This is a genomic window from Marivirga tractuosa DSM 4126, from assembly GCF_000183425.1.
Lineage (GTDB): Bacteria > Bacteroidota > Bacteroidia > Cytophagales > Cyclobacteriaceae > Marivirga > Marivirga tractuosa.
On sequence record NC_014759.1, the window covers coordinates 606710 to 631505 of the forward strand.

Genomic DNA, 24796 nt, shown 5'->3' on the forward strand with positions numbered 1-24796 from the left:
CAAGCCTACTTGTAATATCTACTTATTAAATATTCTTTGCCCTCTTCTATAATCATTAACAAAATTATACTATTCCGTTATTCTCACTGTGCAACTATAGTCTACACATAACTAAAATTATATTTTTTCGCAATCGAAACCGCAATCGTTTTCGGAATTATGATCTGCTAAATTCTTTTTTTAAAGATATATATTACTGTAATTAGGCTTTCAACCAAATATTATACTTTATGAAACGATTAATTGCACAAATTTTTTTTCCTTTATTGCTGATAGCAATAATTGTATCTTGCTCAGAAGATACAAAGCTGGAAGAACAGCGAAAACACTCTAACAAAAAAGCAACTGATCCATTTGAAACTACTCAATCAAATGATGATCTTGCACAGCGAAATCCTGGGCCAGGTGGCGGAATTATCATGCAGGCATTCTATTGGGACGTTCCTGCTGGTGGTACTTGGTATCAAACCATTGAAAGTAAAATCCCTGATTGGGACGCAGCCGGTGTCAGTGCTATTTGGCTACCACCAGTTTCCAAGGCTATGAATGGAGGTTTTTCTATGGGATATGACCCTTATGATTACTTTGATTTTGGTGATTACAATCAACAAGGTTCTATTGAAACGCGTTTTGGATCACGCTCTGAATTAGAAAGTCTAATTAACACTGCTCACCAATATGATATTGACGTTTATGCTGACATTGTATTAAACCACAATAGTGGTGGTGATTCAGAAGCCAATCCTTACACTGGAACTAACACCTATACTGACTTTAACCCTGCATCCGGTAAATTTTATAGATCAGCCAGTGATTTTCACCCTAATGCCGTTGTAGGAAGTGATGAAGGAGTTTTCGGTGGTTTTCCTGATTTAAGTCATTCCGTTACTTATGTTCAAGATTGGCTTTGGAACCGAAGCGATGGCGTAGGTAAATATTATAGAGATGAATTAGGATTCGATGGCTGGAGATTCGACTATGTGAAAGGTTTTGGTGGCTGGGTTGTTCGAGAATGGATGAATAATGTAGGAGGATTTGCTGTAGGTGAATATTGGGATGGAAATGCTCAATTACTACAGGATTGGGTAAACAGCACTAATAGAACAGCTTCCGCTTTCGACTTCGCCTGTTATTACCGAATGGATGAAGCTTTTGATAGTAACGATTTAACAAAACTACAAGGTGATATGCTTTGGAAAAGAGATGCCGCAAAAGCTGTCACTTTTGTAACGAATCATGATACTGATGAAATCTGGGACAAAATGCATGCCTATGCTTATATCTTCACCCATGAAGGCTATCCTACCCTATTCTATCAAGATTACGAAGAATGGTTAGACCAAGACAAGCTGGATAATCTTATGTGGATTCATAGAAATTTAGCAACAGGCGGTACGGATATTTTGTATGCTGACAATGACGAATATGTGGCAAGAAGAAATGGAAACCCAGGAATTGTAGTTTACCTGAACAGTTCAAATCAATGGTTAGAGAGATGGGTACCTACAAACTGGGGCAATTCAGTCATCAAAGATTACACAGGAAATTCAAATTGGGAACCAACAACTCAAAATGACCAGTGGGTAAAAATACAATGCCCTCCTAATAGCTACACTGTTTGGTCGTTAAAATAAGTTTTATTTTTAGTCGTCTAAAAAGTCACCTTCTTTAAAAGTTGGTGGCTTTTTTATTTCCTGCTTGTCCCGTCCTGAGATAGTCTTTTACAAAAACTAACTTTAGAGAAAATAAACTATAGCTTAACTACTATTTTTGTACTTTTGAAAAGCATGAAATCGCTTCAAGACTAAAAACTAAAATATGACTAAGGTAAAATATTTAATAATCGATGATGATATTATATTCAGTAAGTGGCTAAAAGCTAGTATTGAAGACCAATATCCTAATTTTGATCATATTAGTTCTCGCAACAATACGCTTGGGGGTTTGCTTGATATCCATAGAAATCAACCAGATTTAGTCTTTCTTGATCAATATATAGATGGTTTAAGTGGTTTTGATGTATTGGACTTAATGAAACATGAACCTAAAATAATCATGATCTCATCGGAAAGTATTGATCAAAAGCAATTAGAAAACTATCCAAATGTTATCGGTTTTATAGACAAACCCATAGACTTGGATAAGCTGAAAGCTTTATTGCAAAACAATGGTCTTATCTAATAAGCTATTAACCTAAGGTCAGCACTACTTTTCCAACGGTTTTTCCAGATTGAAAAAGTCTCAATGCTTCATGCATATCGTCAAATTTAAATCGATGTCCGATATACGGTGAAGCCATATTGAATTCCTCTAATTCTTTTAATATTTGCTGCATTAATTCCTTTCGATCGTAAAGCCATATTAAATTGAATCCTAAAATTCCCTTATTGGTTTCAATCATTTTTTGTGGATCAATTTTAGGCCTAGTTAAGTAAAGCCAAGCAAGACGAGGCCAGTTTGGTGAATTTTTAGTATCTCCATAACGAGCAGAACCATAGTTTATGACACGACCTTGCGGTGCCAGCATATTATAACCAATTGTAAATATCTTCCCTCCTATGCATTCCATAATAAGATTTAAATCCCTTCCTTCTAGGGCTTGTTTCAAATCCTTTTTGAAATGCTTTGAACGCACTATATACTTTTGATACCCTTCTGCTTTAAGTAAATCAATTTTTGCGGCTGACCCTATGGTTCCAATAGTAAATGCTCCTGCTTTTTGAGCCATTCGGTTGGCTAAAAGACCTACACCGCCCGCTGCAGAATGAATTAAAACAGCATCTCCTTTTTGAAGATTTCCCAAATGAAAAAGTCCGTAATATGCAGTTAGTGCCTGCACTAAAAATGACGCTCCTTCTTCGAAGGTCCACGACTGAGGAATTTTACTAACATAAGCTGTATCAATATTGATTTGAGAAGTGTAAGCACCAAATCTCGTTACTCCCATCACACGATCACCAATTTCAAAATCGTTAACATCTTGACCTATGGAAACGATTTCACCAGAATATTCAAGTCCCGGGATAAAACTTCCTTCTGGAGTGGCGCTATACAAACCCAGAATGGCGAAAACATCTGCAAAATTTAACCCAACAGCTTTCACCTTAACCTGAACTTCATTTGCCTTTGGGTCTGGCAATTCTTCTTCTACTAGTTTCAAGCGACTTATTGATCCTGCTTTGTGAGTTCTGTAAGACTTTCTTATGGGCATTTACCAAAATTTACGGATAACAAATTAATAGACAGCAAAGAAGCAAATAATGGAATCTAAAAAAAAATTCTATTCGAAGGTTCTCATCATTCTAACAGTCTTGCCAAATTCTATCTCTTGAAGACCAAGACATTCTGTATCTCGACAAAATTCAATCTGAGAAGAAATTCTATAAATCAGGCCTACATTAGCGGCATATACTTCTATCCTTTGATCATAATTAGCAATTGAATCCTGATTATCCTCCTGAATGATTTGAACAGTGTTTTCAAAAGTCGAATCCGCCAGATCATAAGATTGAAAGGCTTGCTTGATTGTGAAAATATCCTCTTCTAATGCTGCTGGTATTCCATTCCAATTTTCACCCTCTGATATTGGAAAGCTTATTTTCACTTCCTCTGAATTACCTATTTTCACTTGAGCCAATTGAGAAGTACGGGTTTTGACAATGGTAGACGCAATCCTCTTCTCGCCATTCTGATCAATTCGATAACGATAACCTTCTAATTTAGTACCTCCATTTATGGGAATTGAATCAGTCCATTCATCTTGAAGAAAATAGCGACTAGTATCAATAGTACCGTCATTATTATAGTTGATTTCTTCAACTGCATACCTGTCAATATTTTCAAAATCAAGTGGAAAAAATTGTAGCCCCAAAATCTCTTCATTTGGAGCTACAGTTGAGTTTTCACAGGCCGTAAAGCCTATAATGAGACTAAATAGAATTAGATAATGCCTCATTTTTTAATTTTTGTTGATTAAAGGATGAATGTATCCAGCCACCGCCTATAACATCATCACCTTCATAAAAAACAGCGGCTTGCCCTGGAGCAATTGCCGGAACACCATTTCCAAAAAATACTTTCATGGTATCTCCTACTTGCTCGATTACAGCTGGAGCGCCATCATCATTATATCGGACTTTGGTTACGGTATCTAATCGGTCTTCTAAAGACGTATATTTACTCATCACCAAATTTTTGACGTACATTCCATCTCTAGATAATTCATCGAAAGTGCCTAAAACCACTCTGTTTTTATCTTTCTGAATTTCAGTTACATAAACTGGATATCCGAGTGCAATTCCTAAGCCTTTTCTTTGCCCTACAGTGTAGAATGGATATCCTTCGTGAGTCCCAACAACAGTACCATCTTCTAATACAAATTCACCGCCTTTAACCTCTTCTTCTAATCCTTCCACTCTTCTCTTTAAAAATCCTCTGTAGTCGTTATCCGGCACAAAACAGATTTCATAAGATTCTGATTTATTAACCAATTCATAGAATCCTTTATCTTCCGCCATTTTGCGAATTTCGGGTTTAGTTAAATCACCAAGTGGTAAAATGGTTCGGCTTAAGCTTTCCTGAGAAACACCCCAAAGCGCATAGGATTGATCTTTATTTAAGTCTTTACCTCTGGAAATGATATATCGTCCGTTTTCTTCACGCACTTTTGCATAATGACCAGTTGCTATGTAATCGCACCCCAGCTTATCTGCCCTACGCAATAATGAATCCCATTTAATGTGCGTATTGCATAAAACACATGGATTTGGTGTTCTTCCTGCCAAATATTCATCCGTAAAATGATCGATTACATAATCGCCAAATTCTTCCCGGATATCCAAAATGTAATGAGGAAAACCCAAATTTACTGCTAAGTTTCGGGCATCGTTAATGGAATCAAGGCTACAACAGCCTGTTTCCTTTTTGGAACTACCTGATGAGGCATAATCCCAGGTTTTCATAGTCATACCAATGACTTCATAACCTTGTTCATGTAACAGAACGGCTGCCAATGAGCTGTCAATTCCACCGCTCATGGCTACTAATACTCTTCCTTTTTTGCTCATAATTCACGTTTTCACAGGATTCACAGTCCTGCTTTGGTGACACATTTATTTCTTTTTTGCCAACAATTTTTGCTGGTATAAAGTGCAAAGTTAATGAGAAAATAAATAAATCGTTAAATGATTAAGATTTATCGATGAAAATAAAACCAAAGTGATGATTTACACCGTTTATGTAGGTACATTTAAAATATAATTATTTACATGACACTACGTTCCACAGCATTAGCTCCATTATTTAACAAAAAAGATATTTTTGGTAGACAAATAAACCTAGAGGACTATAAAGATAAGAAATTATTAATCGGGTTTTTCAGACATGCAGGATGTCCATTTTGTAATTTACGAGTACACGCCCTAACCAAAGTTCATGAAAAATTGAAAGCTAAAGGGCTTGAAATGATTTTCTTTTTTGAATCTAAAGAAAGTGTTCTATTAAGAAGCTCATTTCACCAGGAAGTTTCTCCTATTCCTTTAATATCTGATCCGGAGAAAGAGATTTATGCAAAATATGGATTGGAAGAATCAAAATCTATTTCTACAAAAAGCCATATCACAAGTTTTATACAAACCGCAATTAAAGCAAAGTTGAAAGGTGTTCCAATGAATATGCCAGAGGAGCAAGAATCACTTAATACGATTCCTGCTGAGTTTTTGGTTGATAAAGGTTTAAAGCTGAGAAAATTACACTATTCCAAAAGCTTAACTGACCGTCTAGATATCGATTTAATTGAAAAATTTGCTGACGATAGTAGTATTTTTGATAATCACGATAAGGAAGCAGCTTAGTATCCGGCTTCTATCCGTGTATAAATCGATTTTCAAGATATTTTGCTTTAGACTCATTGACGAGGATATGATGGTTCCACTTGTTGATTCGTTTTTCCGAAGACAAGATGAAACCGTCATGCTTTAAATAACACAGTAGCAGATTAGAAAGACCACCTGTGACCTTAATAATTATTCATTCCCAATATTTTCCTTAACTTTTGGCAAAAAACGAATGCTAAAGAAATTAAGGCAATTGGGACCTGGAATGATTGTGGCTGCAGCTTTCATAGGTCCAGGAACAGTTACTACTGCAAGTATGGCAGGCGCAGGTTACGGATACACCCTGCTATGGGCTATGCTGTTTTCAATTCTTGCTACGATTATTTTACAAGAAATGACGGCTCGTCTTGGCACACAAGCTAAAATGGGATTGGGTCAAGCTATTCGTTATAAATCAACCAACAAATTTTTAAAATATTTAAGCTTTGGCTTAGTTATAAGTGCCATTGTGATTGGGAATGCCGCATACGAATCAGGAAATTTGGCTGGAGCCGTAATGGGTTTTGAGGATTTCCCTCCAATTTTCGGAATCAATTCTCTACTTTTATTAATAGGGATTACGGCTTTTATTCTTCTCTTTCTAGGAAAGTATAAATATATAGAACGCTTTTTGATACTATTGGTAAGTATAATGGGTGTAGTTTTCATTCTCGCAGCAGTGCTTCTACATCCTTCAATAATTGAAATCTTAAAAGGACTTTTCATCCCTGTTATACCCGAAAAAGCTGGATTAATGGTGATGGGATTAATCGGTACTACGGTAGTTCCTTATAATTTATTTCTTCATGCATCAGCAACTAAAACCAAATGGAAAAATGGAGATTCATTAAATCTATCCAGACTAGATACTATTCTATCGGTTAGTTTAGGTGGATTGATTACAATGGCAATCATGATTACTTCAGCCGTTGCTTTTCAAGACAGTCCTCAAGAAATTGATGGAATTGAAGCTCTTGGAGAACAATTGAAGCCAATTTTAGGTGATTGGTCTACTTACTTCATTGCATTTGGATTCTTAGCAGCTGGATTTTCTTCTAGCATTACTGCTCCATTGGCTGCAGCTTTCGCAACATCGGAAATTTTAGATTGGAAAGATGGCTTAAGCAATAAGAAATTTAAAATGGTTTGGGCATTTGTTTTGTTAACGGGGATTATTATCGCTTCATTGGGAATAAGACCTACTTCCTTAATTCTTTTTGCTCAAGTGGCTAATGGTTTACTGCTACCTATTTTAGCGATCTATTTGATATGGATTGTTAATGACAAAGCATTAATGGGAAAACATGTTAATACAAAACTCATTAATGTAATAGGCGTTGTTGTGATTGTGGTCACTTTCTTATTAGGTTTAAAGAGTATAATTTCAGCATTCGAAATCATTTAATCTAAACGATGGATTCAATAGACATTAATTGCGATTTAGGGGAAAGTTTTGGTCAATTTATAATGGGAAATGACGATTCGGTTTTTCCTTATATAAGCTCCTGTAATATAGCCTGCGGTTTTCATGGTGGTGATCCTTTGCATATGGAAAATACTATTAAAAAAGCGCTTAATCATGATGTTCAAATTGGAGCTCATCCCTCCTATCCTGATTTAGCTGGCTTTGGTAGGAGAAAAATCATCTTATCGACTGATGAACTCAAAGCAGCAGTTAAATATCAAATTGCAGCTTTGCAGGGAATGGTTAAAAGTCTAGGCGGAGAATTAAAGTATGTAAAAGCACATGGTGCTTTATATAATACCATTGCCCATGATATGACTGAGGCCGAAGTATTTTTAACTGCAGTTAATGAAATAAACCCCAACCTAGCCATAATGGGATTGGCTGGAAGTCCCTTTGAAGAATTCACACGAAAATTTGGTTTTAATTTTATAAAAGAAGGGTTTTTAGATCGAAAATACCAAGATGATGGTAGTTTAATGCCCAGAAAGGAAGAAGGTGCAGTTTTGCAATCAGTGCAGGAAAGCTTAAATCAGTTTAAAATGATTTCTGAAAATGAAAAAGTTGGAACAGCCAGTGGAAAGTTAATACCTATGAAAGTTGATAGCTTATGTATTCATGGGGATAATCCCCTTGCCGAGGAAATCTTAAGAAAAATTAAGCATTCAAATGATTTTATCAATGTTAAATCTTTTCAACTATGATGGATATTCGACCTTATGGTGATTCTGCTTTGCTTATTAATTTTGAGCAAAAAATAGATCATGATATTCATGAATTAGTAAAGGCATACTTTAATTCAATTGCTGAAATTGACGGAGTAATTTATCAAATCCCTGCATATTGCTCCATTACTGTAGTGTTTGATAAAAAAAATATTGAATACTACAATTTGAAATCAAAGATTGAAAATACCACAATTCAGTCTGGAACTATTGAACAAAATATTGCACCAATTGAAATTCCTGTTTGCTATGAGTCAGAATTTGCACCAGATTTAGAGTCTCTTGCCAAGGATATTGATTTAAGTCCTGATCAAATTATTTCACTTCACACATCAACAACTTACGATGTATTTATGATGGGCTTTCTTCCAGGATTTCCATATTTAGGTCAACTTCCAGCGCAATTAGAATGTAAAAGAAAAGCTGTTCCAAGAAAGCTGGTTTCAGCTGGAAGTGTGGGCATAGCAGGTAAACAAACTGGGATTTATCCCTTAGATGCTCCAGGAGGATGGCAATTAATTGGCCAAACTCCACTTAAAATCTTTGATGCACTTGCAGAAGAAAGCTTCCTAATGAAAATGGGGGACAAAGTGAAGTTTAAATCAATAAGTGCCGAAACCTTTAACAAAATACAGAAAGATGGCAAATGAATTGATTTTAACGTTTCTTAAAGCAGGGCTGCATACGACCCTACAAGATGAAGGAAGAGTGGGCTCCCAAAACTTAGGCGTTCCTGTTGGGGGTGCGCTGGACAGCACTTCGGCTAAAATGGCAAATCATTTAGTGGGGAATAAGGGAAACACACCGCTATTAGAAATCACCATGACTGGCCCTGAGATTTTGTTTGATTCTGATGCATTAATTGCCCTTACTGGTGCCCCATTCGAGCTGTATTGTGATGAAAAGGTAATTGAAAACAATACTCCCATTTATATCAAAGGTGGTTCAGTCATTAAGTTTGGGAAAATAAAATCTGGATGTCGAGCTTATTTAGCAGTAGCAGGAAACTGGAAAGCAACAAAATGGCAAGGGAGTGTCAGTCCCATATTGCAACTAAATGAAGCAACCCCAGATAGCTTAATAAAAAAAGGTTCTAAAATACAAATTGAATCTTCATTATTAAACAAAACAGGAAGTTGGGATAAAAATAGACATACACCCATCATTGCACATAGAGTAAGATTAAGAGTTAAACCAGGACCAGAGTTTGAGAGTATTTCTAGAACTGCAATAGCCAAGTTTTTTGGGCAAGGCCATAAAATTTCTCAAGATGCCAACAGAATGGGCTACAGATTAACTACAGAATTAATATCAGAGGAGGAAAGAGAAGAAATGATATCTTCGGGTATTGTCCCAGGAACTATCCAAATTACGGGAAGTGGTCAACCTATTATTCTTTTGAATGATGCCCAAACTACGGGAGGATACCCAAGAATTGCTAATATTCTATCTGAAGATATGGATCAGTTAGCTCAGCTTAAGCCTGGAGATGAGATTTGGTTTAGCATTGAATAGCCCCACAATTAAGCTCAGGAATGAATTAATTCCCTTCATCTCCTTAGAAATTTTGAACAAGAAAAAACCGCTTTAAAAGAATAAAGCGGTTTGATTAATCAAGTTTATAAAAAGCTCAATCAAGCACCAGTATCAGCTGGAGCAATTCTTTCCGTAATTTCCTGATATTTAGCTTTCATATCCGGATCTACTGAAAGTGTAGATTTAATTAATTTATATTTCTGAGCTCCTAACAATGCTTTTACAGTAGTGTTTAACACTTCCTTCATTGCATCTGTTTTTTCATTCTTTTCTTTGATTATAAGAGCCATAAATTCTACTTCAAAATCATTAGCACCTAATGCTCTTAATTTCGCTTCATCATCTCCAGCACTTTTCAATTCACTATATCTATTAGTGTCAAAACCTTCTTGCGCTTCAATTATTGCTTGGATAGCTGGGCTTACCTCAGCTTTCATTTGCTCAATAACCTGCATAATTAATGCAAAGTTGTACAGATCCTTATCTGTAACTTCTGAATCTTGCGCCATTACAGCAGTAGAATTTAATAATACTATCGCTGCCAATGCCAACATTCCTTGTCTCACTATTCTTTTCATAATTGTTTTGATATTTGATTATTTGAATTGATTACCTATTTTTAAAACCCGAATTAAAGCTTTTTGTTGTCATAAGGCAAATTTTTTCCTTATTTTATGACATAAAAGTAAGAAATATGAGAAAAGTAGTCTATTATTTAAGCACTTGTGATACCTGTAAAAAAATTATGGCACAATTAGAGTTAGACGATTTTGATAAAATCGACATTAAAAACAACCCACTTACTGAGCCTCAATTACTTGAGTTATATGTTATTACTGAATCTTACGAAGAATTATTTAATAAAAGAGCTATCAAGTTCCGACAAAGAGGACTAAATAAGAAGGAACTAAGTGAAAACGATTATAAAAAACTACTTCTGGAAGAATATACTTTTTTGAAAAGACCAGTATTCTTAATTAATGGTGATCTTTACGTAGGGAATGCTAAAAAGAATGTCGAACAGCTAAAAGAAAGGATTGGTAAATAGTATTTTTCAATCCTTAAGATATTTTTTAACAATTGTTTTATCTTCCCACAAGACATTTTTCTGGATATCGATCAGCTCAGCAACTATGATATAATCAATGTAATTATCATTTTCTGTTACAAATTCCTCTGCAGTGATTTTACCTCTCAACAAAAATTCAGGCATTTTCTCCGAACGGTTTTCTATTAATTCAACTGATGAGGCTGATTTAGCATATTGTTTAAAATACTTTTCTAGTTGTTCTCCCCCATTTCTAAAGTTGCCATCAAATTCCAAAATCTCTATTCTAGGCTTCAAGTCATTTTTAGCCTGATATTCTTTAAGCCAAGAGGAAGTAGTAAAACTATTAAACAACTCATTTGTAGCAATTTCAGCATCTGTGGTATTCCATCTTCCACTTAAATCGATGTCTTGTTGAGTATCTGTTTTCAAAACTTTCTGAGTGCTACATGAAATCATTAAAAAGCTAATCAGAAGGAGAAATATATTTTTCATTATTTTCTAAAATTTAACGATTCCTTTAAGGTTCAAAAACCTTGCCGACAAAGAGTTAGGTACTGCAAAAGTCTGTGCATTTACATCTTCAATCCACGAATAAGAGATAGTATTTGTGACACCCAACACATTTAATACATCTAAACCAATCCAAAAAGAATCAATATACTCAAGATTTTGGATTTTATCACCCATAAATTGCTTAGAAAATCCAACATCCATTCTTCTATACCATTCTCCTGTGAAAATATTTCGACTTTCTAAACTGTTGGGTGGTCCAAACGGAAGCCCTGAACCTATTTGTAGCTTCAAATTTACTTTCAAACTGGGATCATTAATAAAGTTGTCTTGAAAGAAGATGGATCCTGTAACCATTTGATCGGTTGGTCGCCTTATGTAACCTCTGTTGTCTTCCTGCACATCCTCACGAGTAGAGAGCAGTCCCAAACTAAACCAAGACTCCATGTCTGGAATAAATTCTCCACTGAAGCGGAAATCAGCTCCATAAGCATAGCCATCTGCTGACAGTTCAGGGCGATAACGTATTCTAATATTATCCACATCAAAAGGAATGATGTTATATAAATGCTTATAATATAGTGATGAATTCAGCTGAAAAGGCCGTTCCCATAGTTCAACGTTTTTAGAATATGTTGCTACAAAATGTAAGGCTGATTGAGCCCTAACATCAGGCGTTATATTCCCCGAAAAGTCACGTAATTCTCTGTAAAAAGGAAACTGTCTGTAGATCCCGGTTGAAAAATTGAATTGCCCGCTTTTGTCGGAATGTAACTTTACTTGATACTGAACACGTGGACTCAACAACCATTCCTCCGTATTAGAACCGTAATTAAACCTTAAACCAGAATTTAAAGAATGCCGATTATTAATTTGCCATTCATGCTGAACATAAACATTTGCAAAAGTGGCTTCTAAATTATTGTCTTGGTTTATAACTCTATTCACCTGGGCAAAATCAGCAGAATCTCTAAATTCATACTCATCTAAATAATCATTAACAAATTGCTTTTTATACTCTAGGCCAAAAGCCAAAAGTTGATCATTTCTAATCTGCCAATCATTACGAATAATAGCTTGGGCAACCTGAGCATACAGGAAATTACGGGCATAATTGTAATTAGCTCCTATCCCTTGTAGACTGATGCATTGATCAAATGTATCAGAAGAAAGATCTCTGTCCACATCACATAATCTATAAAATCCTTCAGTATTTATATATTCATATTCGGAGGTAGAAAAAGCAGATAAAATAACTGACGTTCTAAAATTATCAGTAAACAAATGTCTTAACCTAGCACCACCTTGGAAACTTCTGTAGCTTAAAGATTCAGCTCCTTCATATACAACAAAAAATCTTAACTTCTCCTGAAAAGAACCAAAGTCTGTTTCTCTAGAAGCAGGCTCTACGCGATAATCATTTTGAGCAAAAACAGCTAATAAATCTAGGGTAGTTTTATCAGAAAATCGATAATTGTAAAATGCTTGAAAATCAAGAAACCTTGGTAAGTACTCGCCCGATGTTTCGAAAGTATTAAATAAATATTTAGCATTTTTATACCTTAACCCAAGTAATAAATTATCTTTTTCATTGAATTGAGCAGACAAATAACCAGAGGCTCCTAAAAGCCCAACATTTACATTCCCTTCAGTTTCCTCAGTTTTTTTATAGTCAATCAGCAAGTTACTGGACAATTTATCACCATATTTTGCTTCCCAACCACCCGCAGAAAATTCTATATTACCTACCAAGTCTGGATTGATAAAACTTAAGCCTTCCTGCTGCCCGGCTCGCACCAAAAATGGCCGGTAAATTTCCATACCATTGACATATACCAAATTCTCATCAAAATTTCCTCCCCTCACAGCATAGGAACTACTGAGCTCATTATTAGAGACAACCCCTGGAAGTGTAGTAAGCAGCTGGTTAAATTCATTAAAAGGGGTAGCCGTTTCATTTACTGAGAGCGGCTCAATTTTTTGAAGCCCGTTTTTTGGTAAATAGTCGGTTTGCCCACTTACATCAACTTGTTGCAATAGTAGATTATCAACCTGTAGTTGAATCACGGTGTAATCATTAGATTCAATACTAACAACTTGATTAATAAAACTAACGTGAGATATTCTTACTTTATATTCTGATTGTTGAGGAACTTGAAAATCGAAAAAGCCCAAACTATCTGTTTGGGCGCTGATTTCTGTATCAATCAATTGTATACTTGCAGAGGCAATCCCTTCACTATTTCTGACATCAACCACCTTGCCTTTTAAGTTTTGGCTTTGACCTAAAGTGTAAAGAGGGATAATAAATACTAAAATGGCAATTAGAATTTGACGCATGTACTGCAGGCTATTTATCAATAAGAAACGTCTTTTAGTTCCTGTATCGTATGAATAGGGTTCTCAGATTTGAAAACAAAATTTCCAGCGACCAATACATCGGCTCCCGCTTCCAACAATTTAGGAGCATTATCAATATTAACACCCCCATCAATTTCAATTAAAGTCGAGGCATTTTGATCTGCTATCAATTCCTTAAGTTGTCGCACTTTGGCGTAGGTTTGTTCAATAAATTTTTGTCCACCAAAGCCAGGGTTTACAGACATCATGCAGACTAAATCGGTATTCTGGATGACGTTTTCTAATAATGACACATTTGTATGTGGATTTATAGCTACTCCGGCTCTCAAGCCTAAATCTCGTATAGCTTGCAAAGTTCTATGCAAGTGCGGACTTGCCTCATAATGCACTGAAATAGTGGCTGCTCCAGCATCATGGAATGCCTGAATATAATTTTCAGGTTTTTCAATCATCAAATGGACATCCAACGGCTTTTTGGCATGTTTATAAATTGCTTCACAAACGGGCAATCCAAATGAGATATTAGGAACGAATATACCATCCATGATGTCTACATGGATATAATCTGCTTGGCTTTCATTCAACATTTCCACATCTCTTTGCAAATTGGCAAAGTCTGCGGCTAAAACGGAAGGGGCTATTAAGTGACTCATTCGGCAAAGATATAAAATTTGGCATTACTGACCACTTAAGCGGTTAAAAATGCAGCTCCAAAAACTCCGGCACTATCTCCAAGCTTTGGTTTAACTATTGGTGTTTTCATATCAGGATTAAAAGTAAATTGTTTTACCGACTCTACTCCTTCATCATATAAATGAGGAATATTTCCAACACCACCTCCTATTATTATCACATCAGGGTCAAGAACATTTACTATTACGGATAAGCCTTTACCAAAATAATGAATTAATCGGTCATAAGTTTTTTGGGCAAAATCATCAACGTTTTTATCTGCTATAATGTCTTTTAGTTTTTTATCCTCACCGGAAATTCTTTTATAATACCGTTCTAAAGCTTTTCCGGCTAGAATGGTTTCTACACAACCACGTTTTCCGCAATAGCAATCTTCTCCATCTTCATCCAAGAAAATATGGCCCCACTCCCCTGCAATTCCATGTTTACCATTCCAAACTTTCCCATTAATGACCAGTCCACCACCAACACCTGAACCCATAATGACTCCGAAAACTACTTCTGCTTTAGGGAATTGTTCTTTAACTACTCCCATTTGTGTTTCAGCCACTGCAAAACAATTCGCATCATTTGCCATGAAAACAGGAATATTCAATAGTTTCTTGAGGTCTTGATGTAGCGGTTTATGATTCAAATTAGTTGAATTACTATTTTTTAGCAATCCGCTTTCTGGATCGGTCGAACCAGGAGTACCAATCCCGATTGATTTTGGCTGAAAACCTATTTCTTCAGCCATTTGGCTCACCAATAATTTAATTCGCTGAGTTATGTGCTCATATCCTTGATCAGCCTCAGTATCAATTCTTTTTCTTAATAGAACTTCAGGATTTTCTTTTGATTTTAAGATTACCCCTTCAATTTTGGTACCGCCCAAATCAATACCCCATAATGCATTTTGATTTTCCATCTTTAAAGAATTTTAAACAAATCTAATATGATAGTATCATCTGACTATTTGAAATGAAAGTAACTTTTAATTGAAAAATTTACAATCTGCTTTAACCAAAAGGAACTGGCTTGATCTTAATTCCCAATTCTTGTTGGATTTTTTTAATTTGAGTCACTTCATTTTTAGTACACAAAGCCATACTAATTCCCGTTTTTCCAGCTCTTGCTGTTCGTCCGCTTCTATGGACATAATAATCCACTTGTTTAGGGATTTCATAATGCACTACAAATGCTAAATTTGCTACATCTATCCCTCTGGCAGCAACATCTGTTGCTATTAATAAATCAAGCTTTTTGTTTTTGAAAGCTCTCATTTCTTTATCTCTATCCTTTTGGTGCATATCGCCTTCCAAAATTCCAGTTGAAATTTTCCTAGCATTAAGCTGCTCATGAAGTGCTCTTGCGGAGTTTTTGGTATTACAGAAAATAATGCCTCTCTCCTTTTTTTGCGTTTTTAGAAAGTAATCCAACACCATCATTTTCTCATCAGTATCACATGGAACATACTGATGCATAATCTTCTCATTTACCAATTCATTACCCGATGCTTTGATTTGTTTAGCATTTGGCTCTAAATATTGCTTAATGATGTATTTGATATCCGTAGGGATTGTTGCTGAAAAAAGCCAAATATCCTTTTTATGCTTCATGGTGTTCAAAATGAATTCCAAATCCTTCTTGAAACCCATGCTTAGCATCTCGTCTGCTTCATCCAACACCATCAATTTAGCGTCTCTGATATCAACTGCTTTTCTTCTTATCAAATCATTTAGCCTTCCTGGAGTAGCTACCAAAATTTGAGTTGGCCTTTTCAAGTTTTGAATTTGCTTTTCGATTTTCTCTCCACCAAAAACCACTTCCATGAATACTTTATCGGAGTATTTGGTAAACTTAAATAGTTGGTGTTTAATTTGCTGGGCTAATTCTCTTGTAGGAGATAAAATTACAGCTTGAATCTTATCGTCTTTGGGATTAATGCGTTCTAAAATGGGTAATCCAAATGCAGCCGTTTTGCCGGTACCGGTTTGCGCTTGCGCTACCAAATCTCCAGTATTTTGCATTAAATGACCAATCACCAATTCTTGGATCTTAGTCGGGTTTTGTATATTTAATTCTGATAGACCTTTGATAAGTTTATCGGAAATTCCTAATTCTTTAAATGTCATGAGTTGTATTACTGAAATTATCTATTCTTTTTTCTGAAAGGCTTCTTCTTTTTAAAACCCGAAGGCTTTCTTTTACGGGCATTTTCTTCATATTCAGGCCCTTGTCCAATTTGATTTGGCAAACTATTTGTTTTCATAATTGACTTCTCGATTAATGCCTCAATACGATTAAATTTCTCCATATCCATTTCATTGATAAAGGTGATGGCTTCCCCTTTTGTTGCTGCACGGGCAGTTCTACCAATCCTATGGACATAATCTTCTGGATCACCCGGAACGTCATAATTAACCACTAGACTTATATTTTCTACATCGATACCTCGTGAAATAATATCAGTACCAATTAAAACCTGAACCTTTTTAGCTCTAAAATCACGCATAATGATTTCTCTTTCCTTCTGATCTAAATCACTGGAAAAAGCTTTTACAGACATGCCGATATCTTTCAAGTCTCTTTCTAAAGATTTCACTTTATCTTTTTTGCCAGCAAAAACAATAGCCGTTTCATAGATACCTGATCCTAAAATGAATTTTAAAAGCTGTGTTTTATGGCCATCATAAGTTAAAAATGCCTTTTGAGAAATTCCAGCAGCTGGTTTGGAAATGGACAAACTGATTTCTTCAGGATTATTTAATATAGCTCCAGCTAATTTTTTAATCTTCGGTGGCATGGTAGCCGAAAATAAGAGCGTTTGTCTTTTCTGCGGTAGTTGCTTTACAATCCTCATGATGTCATCATGAAAGCCCATATCAAGCATTCTATCGGCTTCATCTAAAATAAGATGTTGGACATTATCCAATTGCGTTTCATTAGAATTTAGAAGTGCAATAAGCCTTCCAGGTGTAGCCACTAATATATCTACTCCAGCTCTAATCGCTTTTTTCTGTTGTTCCCATGCTGCACCGTCACCACCACCATAAATGGCGATGCTACTAGCATTGGTGAAGTATGAAAAACCTTCAATTTGTTGATCTATCTGCTGAACAAGTTCACGTGTGGGGGCGATTATCAAGGTGTTAACCCCTTTCGTTTCACCACTATTAGCTATTTTATGTAAAATAGGTAGCACAAATGCAGCCGTTTTTCCTGTTCCCGTTTGTGCACAGGCGATTAAGTCTTTACCTTCTAATATTTTAGGGATCGCTTCTGTTTGAATGGGGGTAGCTTTTTGGAAGCCCATCATTTCCAAGCCTTCGCTTAGCGTAGGATGAAAGTTTAATTCTTTAAATTCCAATTTCTTTATTTTTATTAATTAGAAACTTTGCAGTTTACATCAAAGGTAATGAATAGCAGCGATATATAGCTATAGATTGTTCAGATTCCCATTTCAATTAGGTATTCTCTGTTCTTTCTGTTCTACTTACAACATCTCGGATAATTACATCTAATTCCAGGGCACTATCTCTAATAGATCGAATAATTTTAATTTTATCATTTACATCAAAGTTGTCATATTTCTCGAAGTAATCCAACAATCCCAAAAGCCTAGCTAATGGAGCTCTTACTTCATGACTTTGAATCCAAGCAATTTCTTTAAGTTTAGCATTTTGATTTTGAATTGACTTTATATAGTTATTTCTAACCGTTATATCTCGAATTATACCTTGAATTTGTCCTTGGTAAGTGCTGTTACAACTAATTTCAACAGAGGTTTTTTTATTATCACCAGAAAAGAGGGTTGCTTCTTCTAACGCTTTTCCCTCTTGGTGAATAAGCTCTATTAATGATAGTCCATTGGCATCCTCTAACTTTATAATGGAATTTAAATTAAATGAATATACTTGATCAGCCGAAATCCCAGTCAATTCTAGCCCCTTTTGATTCAATTCCAGAAGATTACCCTTTTCATCAGCTAAGAAAATAGCATCAGAAGCTTGTGCTACTAAATTTCGATATTTTTCTTCGCTCTTTTCTAACTTTTGTTCAGATAATACTTTGTCGGTAATCTCACGTACTACAGCCAAAACCTTTTCTTTGTTGATGGCTACATATCGCGATTCAAAATATTTCTTTCCATCCTTAAAGTCTAAGCTATAAGAATGGTCTACCACCTCGTTACGCTTTATTGCTTTAAGTATTACTTCATGAACATCACTTGCAAAGGATTTATCAAATAAATCGAAAATTGATTTTCCGATAAATTCTTTTGGTTTGTAGTATAATAGAGATTGCTCATAAGCATGAAAATCAAGATAACGTCCTTCCTTGTCATAAATAAAAATTAAGTCAGGTATCGCTTGAACCATTGATTCCAAATATTCATTATTTTCCTCTATTTCCTTAGTCTTTACTGAAAGCAGCATCTCTAATTTTTCAGGTTTTTTCAAAATTTGATAAGTGTATAGACCACTACCCACAGAGGATGCGATAGTAAGCATGATTACTAATGCAAGCAGGAAATAGATTGTGACTTCTTGACTATAAACAGCAGTTATTTTCCAAGCAGATTCTTCAAATATATAGCTTAATGAAAGACTTTCCGACTTTTTATTATCGGTAAAATATTCGACTTTATTTGTATTTGGGTTGATTTTTGAGAATTCAAATGTAATATTTGTGTAGTCATTCTTTGCTATTCCAGAGGCCTTCAAAAAATCTTCAATTTTAATAAGGACTGCGGAAAAACCCCAGAATTCACTTTCCTGAAAAATTGGTAATCGACCTACTATTCCAAGTCCTCCTTGTTTTAATTCAAGAGGTCCTGCATAATAAATCTTTTTATCTTTAATCGCCTTTTCTGCTTCAAGTTTAGTTTCAGGGTTTTCAAGAATGTTATAACCTAATACATCCTTATGTTCTTCATAAGGATATACATATTGAATTTCACCACCCTTTAAAATCTGAACCCCATATAAATACGGATGTCTATCCATAATTTCTTTGGCAACGTAGTCAAAATTTTTGATAGTGTCTTCTAAAGGATCTATTGTTAGACCAATCGAAAATGCTGCTAAATTACTGTTTGTCAATATCTTGCGTGTATTTTCAGTAGCAAGATTTAAGGCTGTCTGTAATTGCTGAGTTTTTTGTTTTTGATAATATTGAAAACCAATCAAAATGGTTATAGTGAAGGTTAGTGCAGTTACTAAACCTATCCCTAGTGAAAACAATAAATATTTACCATTTCGCTTTGATTGATTTTTTTTCATTGGTTCATTTAATTCTTTGATAAGATATATCATTTAAATGGTATGAAATACCATTTAAATGATATATTTAAAAAAAAAGCTTTGGATAAATCCAAAGCTTTCCATTTAACGGTTTAAATAATTATACTGCATCTGATAAACTCGTAAACGTAAAGTCCCGAATTTTCATCACAGGCACTAAATTCCCATTAATTCTTTGTTGCTGTCCTAATTCCTCCAAATTATTCAGCATAATTATTGGGCTTTCATTAAAACGCATATTTTTGATTGGATGTTTTATTTTACCATTTTCGATGTAAAATGTTCCGTCCCTTGTTAAGCCAGTATAAAGCAAAGTTTGAGGATCAACAGTCCTAATATACCATAAGCGAGTGACAAGAATTCCTCTTTTGGTACTTTTAATCAAGTCTTCAGTAGTGGCATCTCCCCCAACCATAATTCCGTTTGCAGGCCCGGGAACAGGCTCAACACCTTGTTTTTGTGCCCAATACCTGCTGTAGGACATATTTTTTACAACACCATTTTCAATCCAGCTTGTTCGTTTTCTAGGTAATCCATCACCAGACCATCCATTAGCTGGAACTAACTCATTAAATGGATCAGAATAAATGTTGACTCTTTCATCGACTAGTTTTTCACCAATTTTAGTTCCACCACCTTTTTTGGAAAGAAAACTTCTACCCTCATCAGCTTGCCTTGCGCCCATGTTGAACAACATATTTCCTAAAAGCTGAACAGATGCTGCAGGTTCCATAATAACTGTATACTTACCAGGTTCAATTGCCTTTGCCTCTCTACTCATGATTGCTTTTTCCAAAGCTACAGCAGACGCCTCAGCTCCATTGAAAAGATTCACATCATTGAAATCTCTTGTAACCCACCCTGAACCAGTACCATCATTGGTTCGCATTGTCACGGTGAATTCCAACTCAGATGATTGTGAATAGGCGAATAAGCCTTTTGAATTCATAATACTCGAAAACCCAGATGAATCTTCTAAATATCCAGCAGCCGTAACTTCTTTTGCTTTCGCAGGCTCAATGCTATTTTTAGCAATTTCAGCTCTAAATTCTGGACTTATATCTGCCGTACTTTTAAAAAACGTTTTTGACTCTTTGTATTCTTGCGGCCCTAAGGGCTCCATAAATTCAGGGTTCTCAGGTGCTAGTTTTGCTAGTTCTTCTGCCCTTTTCACCACTTTTCTTAATGACTCATCGTCAAACTCGTTAATGGTAGATGAAGCTGATTTTTTTCCGAAATTAGCCGTCACACCCAAACTGATGTCATCATTAAAACCACTGGTGGTTACTGTATTTCTAGCATATCGGATATTGCCTCTTCCACTACCCGAAAGACCCGCTTCCAGGCTATCAGCAGTAGAAAAGCTCATCACTTTTTCCAATATTTGCTTTGCTTCTTCTTTAGATAATATTGCCATTGTTAAAGATTTTAGTTTTAGACTAATAGGATAAATAACTACTTAAAGTCATCACCTATTGAATTAAATATTTCTTGCAGTATTAATAACATTCACCCCATCAAAACGGGTGGTGGCACTGCCATGAGAAACTGAACTGATTTGTGAAGGCTGTCCTTTTCCATCAAAGAAAGACCCAAAGGTTTTATAATCACGCTTATCACAAATCTTAGAACATGAATTCCAAAACTCTTGCGTATTAGATTGATACGCCACATCATTTACCGGGCCTTTAATTTTTCCATTCTCAATTTCAAAAAATAAAGTTCCTCCAAATTGGAAATTATAGCGCTGCTGATCAATTGAATATGAACCACGACCTACTATGTAAATTCCTTTCTCAACATCCTTGATCATATCATCTGGACTATATTCTTCTTTACCAGGCTCTAATGATACATTTGGCATTCTTTGGAATTGAACATCATTCCAGCTTTGTGAATAACAACATCCGTGAGACTCATCTTCATTAATGATATGTGCTTGATCTCTAATCGCCTGGTAGTTCACCAAGACTCCATCTTTAATCAAATCCCATCTTTTGGTTTTTACTCCTTCATCATCATACCCAACTGCGCCTAAAGAACCTTCTTGCGTTTTATCAGCAAAAACATTAACGATATCACTACCGTATTTGAAATCTTTACTTTTCCACTTATCCAAAGTAGCAAAACTGGTTCCAGCATAATTTGCTTCATAACCTAAAACACGATCTAATTCAGTGGCATGCCCAATACTTTCGTGAATTGTTAAGCCTAGATGATTTGGATCTAATACTAGATCATACTTACCGGCTTTAATAGAATCTGCTTTTAGCATTTCTTTAGTTTGTTTACCTGCTAATCCTGCATCTTCGATCATATCATATCTATCATAATAATGCATCGTACCACCTGGGCCTTCCTTTTTGCTGGATGGTCTAGGATCCATATACTCAAAGCCCATTCCCATTGGAGAACTTAAAGCTTGTCTTGATTTATATTTTCCGCTGTCAGGATCAATAGCAGTAACATTAAAGTTTGGCCAGATTCTATGTACATCTTGATCGATATAAGAACCTTCTGTGCTAGCAAAATATTTTTGCTCATTAATCATGAATAGCGCACTATTCACATAATTAGCACCGTTATTAATGGCTTCTGCGTTAGCCGATAACAACAGATCCACTTTTTCTTTCAAAGGGACTGCTACTGCATTCTTTTCAAGTGGTGTTTTCCAGCTAACCTCTCCGTACGATTGGACTGGTGCTAATTGAACAGGTTCAGTTTGAATTTTCCCGTTAGCTTTTGCAATGGCAGTGGCCTTTTCAGCTGCTTTTTGAATACCTGCTTCACTAACATCTAAAGTTGAAGCAAAGCCCCAAGTCCCGTTTGCTATTACCCTTATTCCCACACCAAAAGATTCTGTATTAACTGCATTTTGCAGTTTATCTTCTCTTGTGAAAATATATTGATTCAAATATCTTCCGATACGAACATCGGCATAGGTAGCGCCATTCGCCTTAGCTGAATTTAAGCCTATATCGGCCAGCCTTTTTTTCTCTAAAACATCTAATGGGTTTTCTAAAAGTCTGTCCATATCAACAGCATTCCCAATTAAAGGAACTGTCAATAAAGCGCCTCCTATTCCCATTCCGGTCAGTTGTAAAAACTCTCTTCTCTTCATTTGGTTAATATTAAAAATGAATTGATTTATTTTATAGGAAATAATATCCGTTTTATTTCATTATTTAGCTAATACAAAAGGATAAACGGTAAGAGAAAACTTTAAGCGGATAAGCTTTGGAAAAAGAAAGAGAACGCAAAATTATTCATGTGGACATGGATGCCTTCTATGCATCCGTTGAGCAAATGGATTTTCCTGATCTCAAGGACAAACCTGTTGCTGTAGGGGGTAATCGTCAAAGAGGTGTTGTGGCAGCTGCCAGTTATGAGGCTAGGAAATATGGAATCCATTCTGCAATGCCTTCAAAACTAGCTGCTTCGAAGTGCAAAGATCTCGTTTTTGTAAAACCTCGATTTGATAGATATAGAGAATTGAGCCACCTAATACGCGAAATTTTCTATAGATACACTGACTTAGTCGAACCTTTATCTTTAGATGAGGCGTATTTAGATGTGACCGAAAATAAAATGGGGATATCAACAGCAACTGATATAGCTATTGAAATCAAAAAAGCCATTAAGAGTGAAATAGGACTAACGGCTTCTGCAGGCGTATCCATCAATAAATTTTTAGCTAAGATTGCTTCAGATTATCGCAAACCTGATGGTATATTCATTATAAAACCTCATCAAGTACTAAGCTTTATTGAACAGTTACCCATTGAAAAATTCTTTGGGGTTGGAAAAAAGACAGCTGAGAAAATGCATCGACTCAATATCAAGACTGGTGCTGATTTACAAGCCAAATCGTTAAAGGAACTTGTGAAGCATTTTGGCAAACAAGGACGCTATTTTTATTCAGTGAGCCGAGGTGAAGATTACCGAAAAGTGAACCCGAACAGAATCCGGAAATCAGTTGGTGCTGAAAATACCTTTTCAATTAGTTTAAAAACAAAATCCGCCATTTTGGAAGCCTTACAACCGATAGCGGAGAAATGTTGGAAAAGATATAAGCAAAGTGACGCCAATGCACACACTATTACCTTAAAAGTAAAATTTGACGATTTTAAACAAATAACTAGAAGCAAGTCATTTGAAGAAGCAATCTATTCGGCAGCTATATTTGACCAAGGCTTAGAAAGCCTTATGGATTCATTTGAATTATATCAATCAGTCCGTTTAGTTGGATGTTCACTCTCCAATTTCGAAATTGAAGAGAAGATTGCCGAAAACGGACAACTGACATTGAGGTTTTAAAGCAGCATATCGAAATATAAAAAAAGGGGAGATTAAAAAACTTCCCTTTTTTGGTCATAGAATATATTTTTGGATTTATTTCTTCTTAATAAAAATGAAATCTCCACCTTCATCTCCAGCACCTTGAATGACCCCAAACTGAGGAACAGAAGGGGCGTTATTCATAACAGGTTCATATATTCGTGAAAAAACAGTTGAAGCAGGTAAATAAGGAAATTCATTTTCATCTAATGTCTTAATTAACATATAAACAAAAAAGCTTTCATCCGGTACTTCAGTCAAACTCCCACTTGTAATAGCTTTTCTACTTCGGTCTTTATAAAGCTCATTTACTTTCATTTGGCTCATACCTGAAACGGCTCTGGTTTTAAAAATACTCCCACCGAAGCATGCATCTGTTATTAATAAAGTATGTTTAGAAGGTATGGCACCTATATAATCCTTGATAGTACTATTTGGAATCCAATTTGCCGTACTTTCTGCTCTGGCATCAGATGGCAACCAATAACCAAAGTCTTTTGGTTGATCATAATAACCATGGCCTGCATAAAATATCAATAAATTATCTCTATCAGATACTTTATCCGCTAACCCATGAAAAGTATCTATAAGGTTTGCCCTTGTTGGATCTTTCATTAAGGTGACATTTTCAGGCTTAAAATTATATTTAGTAGTTAATACAGTGTATAATTCAGCTGCATCCTTATTGGGTTTGTCAAGATTAGGCAGTTTAGCACCGGCAAACTCGTAATTAGAAACGCCAATTATCAAGGCATGATAAACAGGATCAGAAGGGGCACCTAGGGCTTCTCTCACTGTTTGCTCTGCTGTTGCTGGCTCTACTTCAGAACTAGCCGACCGTTTTTCAATGGAATAATCCACCGCCACACTGTTACTTCTACCCGAAAAAGTTTGGGCTAACCCCCAATGGCTCATTAAAGCCATGATGAGAATTAATATTTGAAATTTACTTTTCATTG

Annotated in this window: 23 protein-coding genes; 9 read left to right on the top strand and 14 right to left on the bottom strand. The window is 35.6% G+C overall.

All coding sequences use genetic code 11. The features are described from left to right. Positions 1–230 precede the first annotated feature (230 nt). Both FTRAC_RS02365 and FTRAC_RS02370 read left to right on the top strand, forming a co-directional pair. Positions 231–1634, top strand: coding sequence for an alpha-amylase (locus tag FTRAC_RS02365; protein ID WP_013452628.1), 1404 nt, complete (start codon positions 231–233; stop codon positions 1632–1634). A 184-nt stretch (positions 1635–1818) separates the two neighbouring features. Further along, positions 1819–2181 (top strand): response regulator, encoded by a 363-nt coding sequence (locus FTRAC_RS02370; RefSeq protein WP_013452629.1) that lies wholly within the window; start codon positions 1819–1821, stop codon positions 2179–2181. A gap of 7 nt (positions 2182–2188) precedes the next feature. On the opposite strand, the gene FTRAC_RS02375 is transcribed toward FTRAC_RS02370, so the two are convergent. From FTRAC_RS02375 to mnmA, 3 genes are all read right to left on the bottom strand, one after another. Next, entirely contained in the window at positions 2189–3211 is a 1023-nt protein-coding gene (locus FTRAC_RS02375; RefSeq protein ID WP_013452630.1) for a synaptic vesicle VAT-1 family membrane protein, read from the bottom strand. Between the two features lie 69 nt (positions 3212–3280). Continuing rightward, on the bottom strand, positions 3281–3955 hold the full coding sequence (locus FTRAC_RS02380) for a hypothetical protein (RefSeq protein ID WP_013452631.1): 675 nt from the start codon (positions 3953–3955) through the stop codon (positions 3281–3283). Continuing rightward, a complete protein-coding gene (gene mnmA / locus FTRAC_RS02385; protein WP_013452632.1) occupies positions 3930–5066 on the bottom strand; it encodes a tRNA 2-thiouridine(34) synthase MnmA in 1137 nt (378 codons plus the stop codon). The genes FTRAC_RS02380 and mnmA overlap by 26 nt, the downstream gene beginning before the upstream one ends. A 201-nt stretch (positions 5067–5267) precedes the next feature. On the opposite strand from mnmA, the gene FTRAC_RS02390 reads away from it, so the two are divergent. The 5 genes from FTRAC_RS02390 (at position 5268) to FTRAC_RS02410 (ending at position 9578) form a co-directional block, all read left to right on the top strand. Then, complete coding sequence (locus FTRAC_RS02390) at positions 5268–5852, top strand: peroxiredoxin-like family protein (protein ID WP_013452633.1); 585 nt, start codon at positions 5268–5270, stop codon at positions 5850–5852. A 214-nt stretch (positions 5853–6066) separates the two neighbouring features. Beyond that, complete coding sequence (locus FTRAC_RS02395; protein ID WP_013452634.1) at positions 6067–7278, top strand: Nramp family divalent metal transporter; 1212 nt, start codon at positions 6067–6069, stop codon at positions 7276–7278. Between the two features lie 8 nt (positions 7279–7286). Further along, the gene (locus FTRAC_RS02400; protein ID WP_013452635.1) at positions 7287–8042 is read left to right on the top strand and encodes a 5-oxoprolinase subunit PxpA; all 756 of its coding nucleotides are present in this window, start codon (positions 7287–7289) and stop codon (positions 8040–8042) included. Continuing rightward, positions 8039–8713: a 5-oxoprolinase subunit PxpB gene (gene pxpB, locus FTRAC_RS02405; protein ID WP_013452636.1), complete on the top strand. Its 675-nt coding sequence runs from the start codon at positions 8039–8041 to the stop codon at positions 8711–8713. The genes FTRAC_RS02400 and pxpB overlap by 4 nt, the downstream gene beginning before the upstream one ends. Continuing rightward, complete coding sequence (locus FTRAC_RS02410; RefSeq protein ID WP_013452637.1) at positions 8703–9578, top strand: 5-oxoprolinase subunit C family protein; 876 nt, start codon at positions 8703–8705, stop codon at positions 9576–9578. The genes pxpB and FTRAC_RS02410 overlap by 11 nt, the downstream gene beginning before the upstream one ends. 119 nt (positions 9579–9697) lie before the next feature. On the opposite strand, the gene FTRAC_RS02415 is transcribed toward FTRAC_RS02410, so the two are convergent. Then, complete coding sequence (locus FTRAC_RS02415) at positions 9698–10177, bottom strand: hypothetical protein (RefSeq protein WP_013452638.1); 480 nt, start codon at positions 10175–10177, stop codon at positions 9698–9700. A 116-nt stretch (positions 10178–10293) separates the two neighbouring features. Here FTRAC_RS02415 and FTRAC_RS02420 point away from each other — a divergent pair, with 116 nt between their 5' ends. Next, positions 10294–10647, top strand: a complete 354-nt coding sequence (locus FTRAC_RS02420) for an arsenate reductase family protein (protein ID WP_013452639.1) — start codon at positions 10294–10296, stop codon at positions 10645–10647. Between the two features lie 6 nt (positions 10648–10653). Here the strand turns inward: FTRAC_RS02420 and FTRAC_RS02425 are convergent, their stop codons facing one another. From FTRAC_RS02425 to FTRAC_RS02465, 9 genes are all read right to left on the bottom strand, one after another. Continuing rightward, the gene (locus tag FTRAC_RS02425; protein ID WP_013452640.1) at positions 10654–11142 is read right to left on the bottom strand and encodes a hypothetical protein; all 489 of its coding nucleotides are present in this window, start codon (positions 11140–11142) and stop codon (positions 10654–10656) included. A 6-nt stretch (positions 11143–11148) separates the two neighbouring features. Continuing rightward, positions 11149–13500: a TonB-dependent receptor gene (locus tag FTRAC_RS02430; RefSeq protein ID WP_013452641.1), complete on the bottom strand. Its 2352-nt coding sequence runs from the start codon at positions 13498–13500 to the stop codon at positions 11149–11151. A gap of 17 nt (positions 13501–13517) precedes the next feature. After that, a complete protein-coding gene (gene rpe / locus FTRAC_RS02435) occupies positions 13518–14174 on the bottom strand; it encodes a ribulose-phosphate 3-epimerase (RefSeq protein ID WP_013452642.1) in 657 nt (218 codons plus the stop codon). Positions 14175–14209: 35 nt separating this feature from the next. Continuing rightward, complete coding sequence (locus tag FTRAC_RS02440) at positions 14210–15121, bottom strand: ROK family protein (RefSeq protein WP_013452643.1); 912 nt, start codon at positions 15119–15121, stop codon at positions 14210–14212. 91 nt (positions 15122–15212) lie between these two features. Continuing rightward, positions 15213–16328, bottom strand: a complete 1116-nt coding sequence (locus FTRAC_RS02445) for a DEAD/DEAH box helicase (RefSeq protein WP_013452644.1) — start codon at positions 16326–16328, stop codon at positions 15213–15215. Positions 16329–16345: 17 nt separating this feature from the next. Then, positions 16346–17563: a DEAD/DEAH box helicase gene (locus tag FTRAC_RS02450; RefSeq protein WP_013452645.1), complete on the bottom strand. Its 1218-nt coding sequence runs from the start codon at positions 17561–17563 to the stop codon at positions 16346–16348. 97 nt (positions 17564–17660) lie between these two features. Further along, positions 17661–19478 carry a PAS domain S-box protein gene (locus FTRAC_RS02455; protein WP_013452646.1) on the bottom strand — a complete coding sequence of 606 codons (1818 nt, stop codon included), beginning with the start codon at positions 19476–19478 and terminating at the stop codon, positions 17661–17663. A 121-nt stretch (positions 19479–19599) separates the two neighbouring features. Continuing rightward, a complete protein-coding gene (locus tag FTRAC_RS02460; RefSeq protein WP_013452647.1) occupies positions 19600–20916 on the bottom strand; it encodes a TldD/PmbA family protein in 1317 nt (438 codons plus the stop codon). 63 nt (positions 20917–20979) lie between these two features. Next, positions 20980–22620: a TldD/PmbA family protein gene (locus FTRAC_RS02465; protein WP_013452648.1), complete on the bottom strand. Its 1641-nt coding sequence runs from the start codon at positions 22618–22620 to the stop codon at positions 20980–20982. A 116-nt stretch (positions 22621–22736) separates the two neighbouring features. Between FTRAC_RS02465 and dinB the strand changes: the two genes are divergently transcribed. Further along, positions 22737–23816 (top strand): DNA polymerase IV, encoded by a 1080-nt coding sequence (gene dinB / locus FTRAC_RS02470; RefSeq protein WP_013452649.1) that lies wholly within the window; start codon positions 22737–22739, stop codon positions 23814–23816. A 75-nt stretch (positions 23817–23891) separates the two neighbouring features. On the opposite strand, the gene FTRAC_RS02475 is transcribed toward dinB, so the two are convergent. Continuing rightward, positions 23892–24794, bottom strand: coding sequence for a caspase family protein (locus tag FTRAC_RS02475; RefSeq protein WP_013452650.1), 903 nt, complete (start codon positions 24792–24794; stop codon positions 23892–23894). Positions 24795–24796 lie beyond the last annotated feature (2 nt).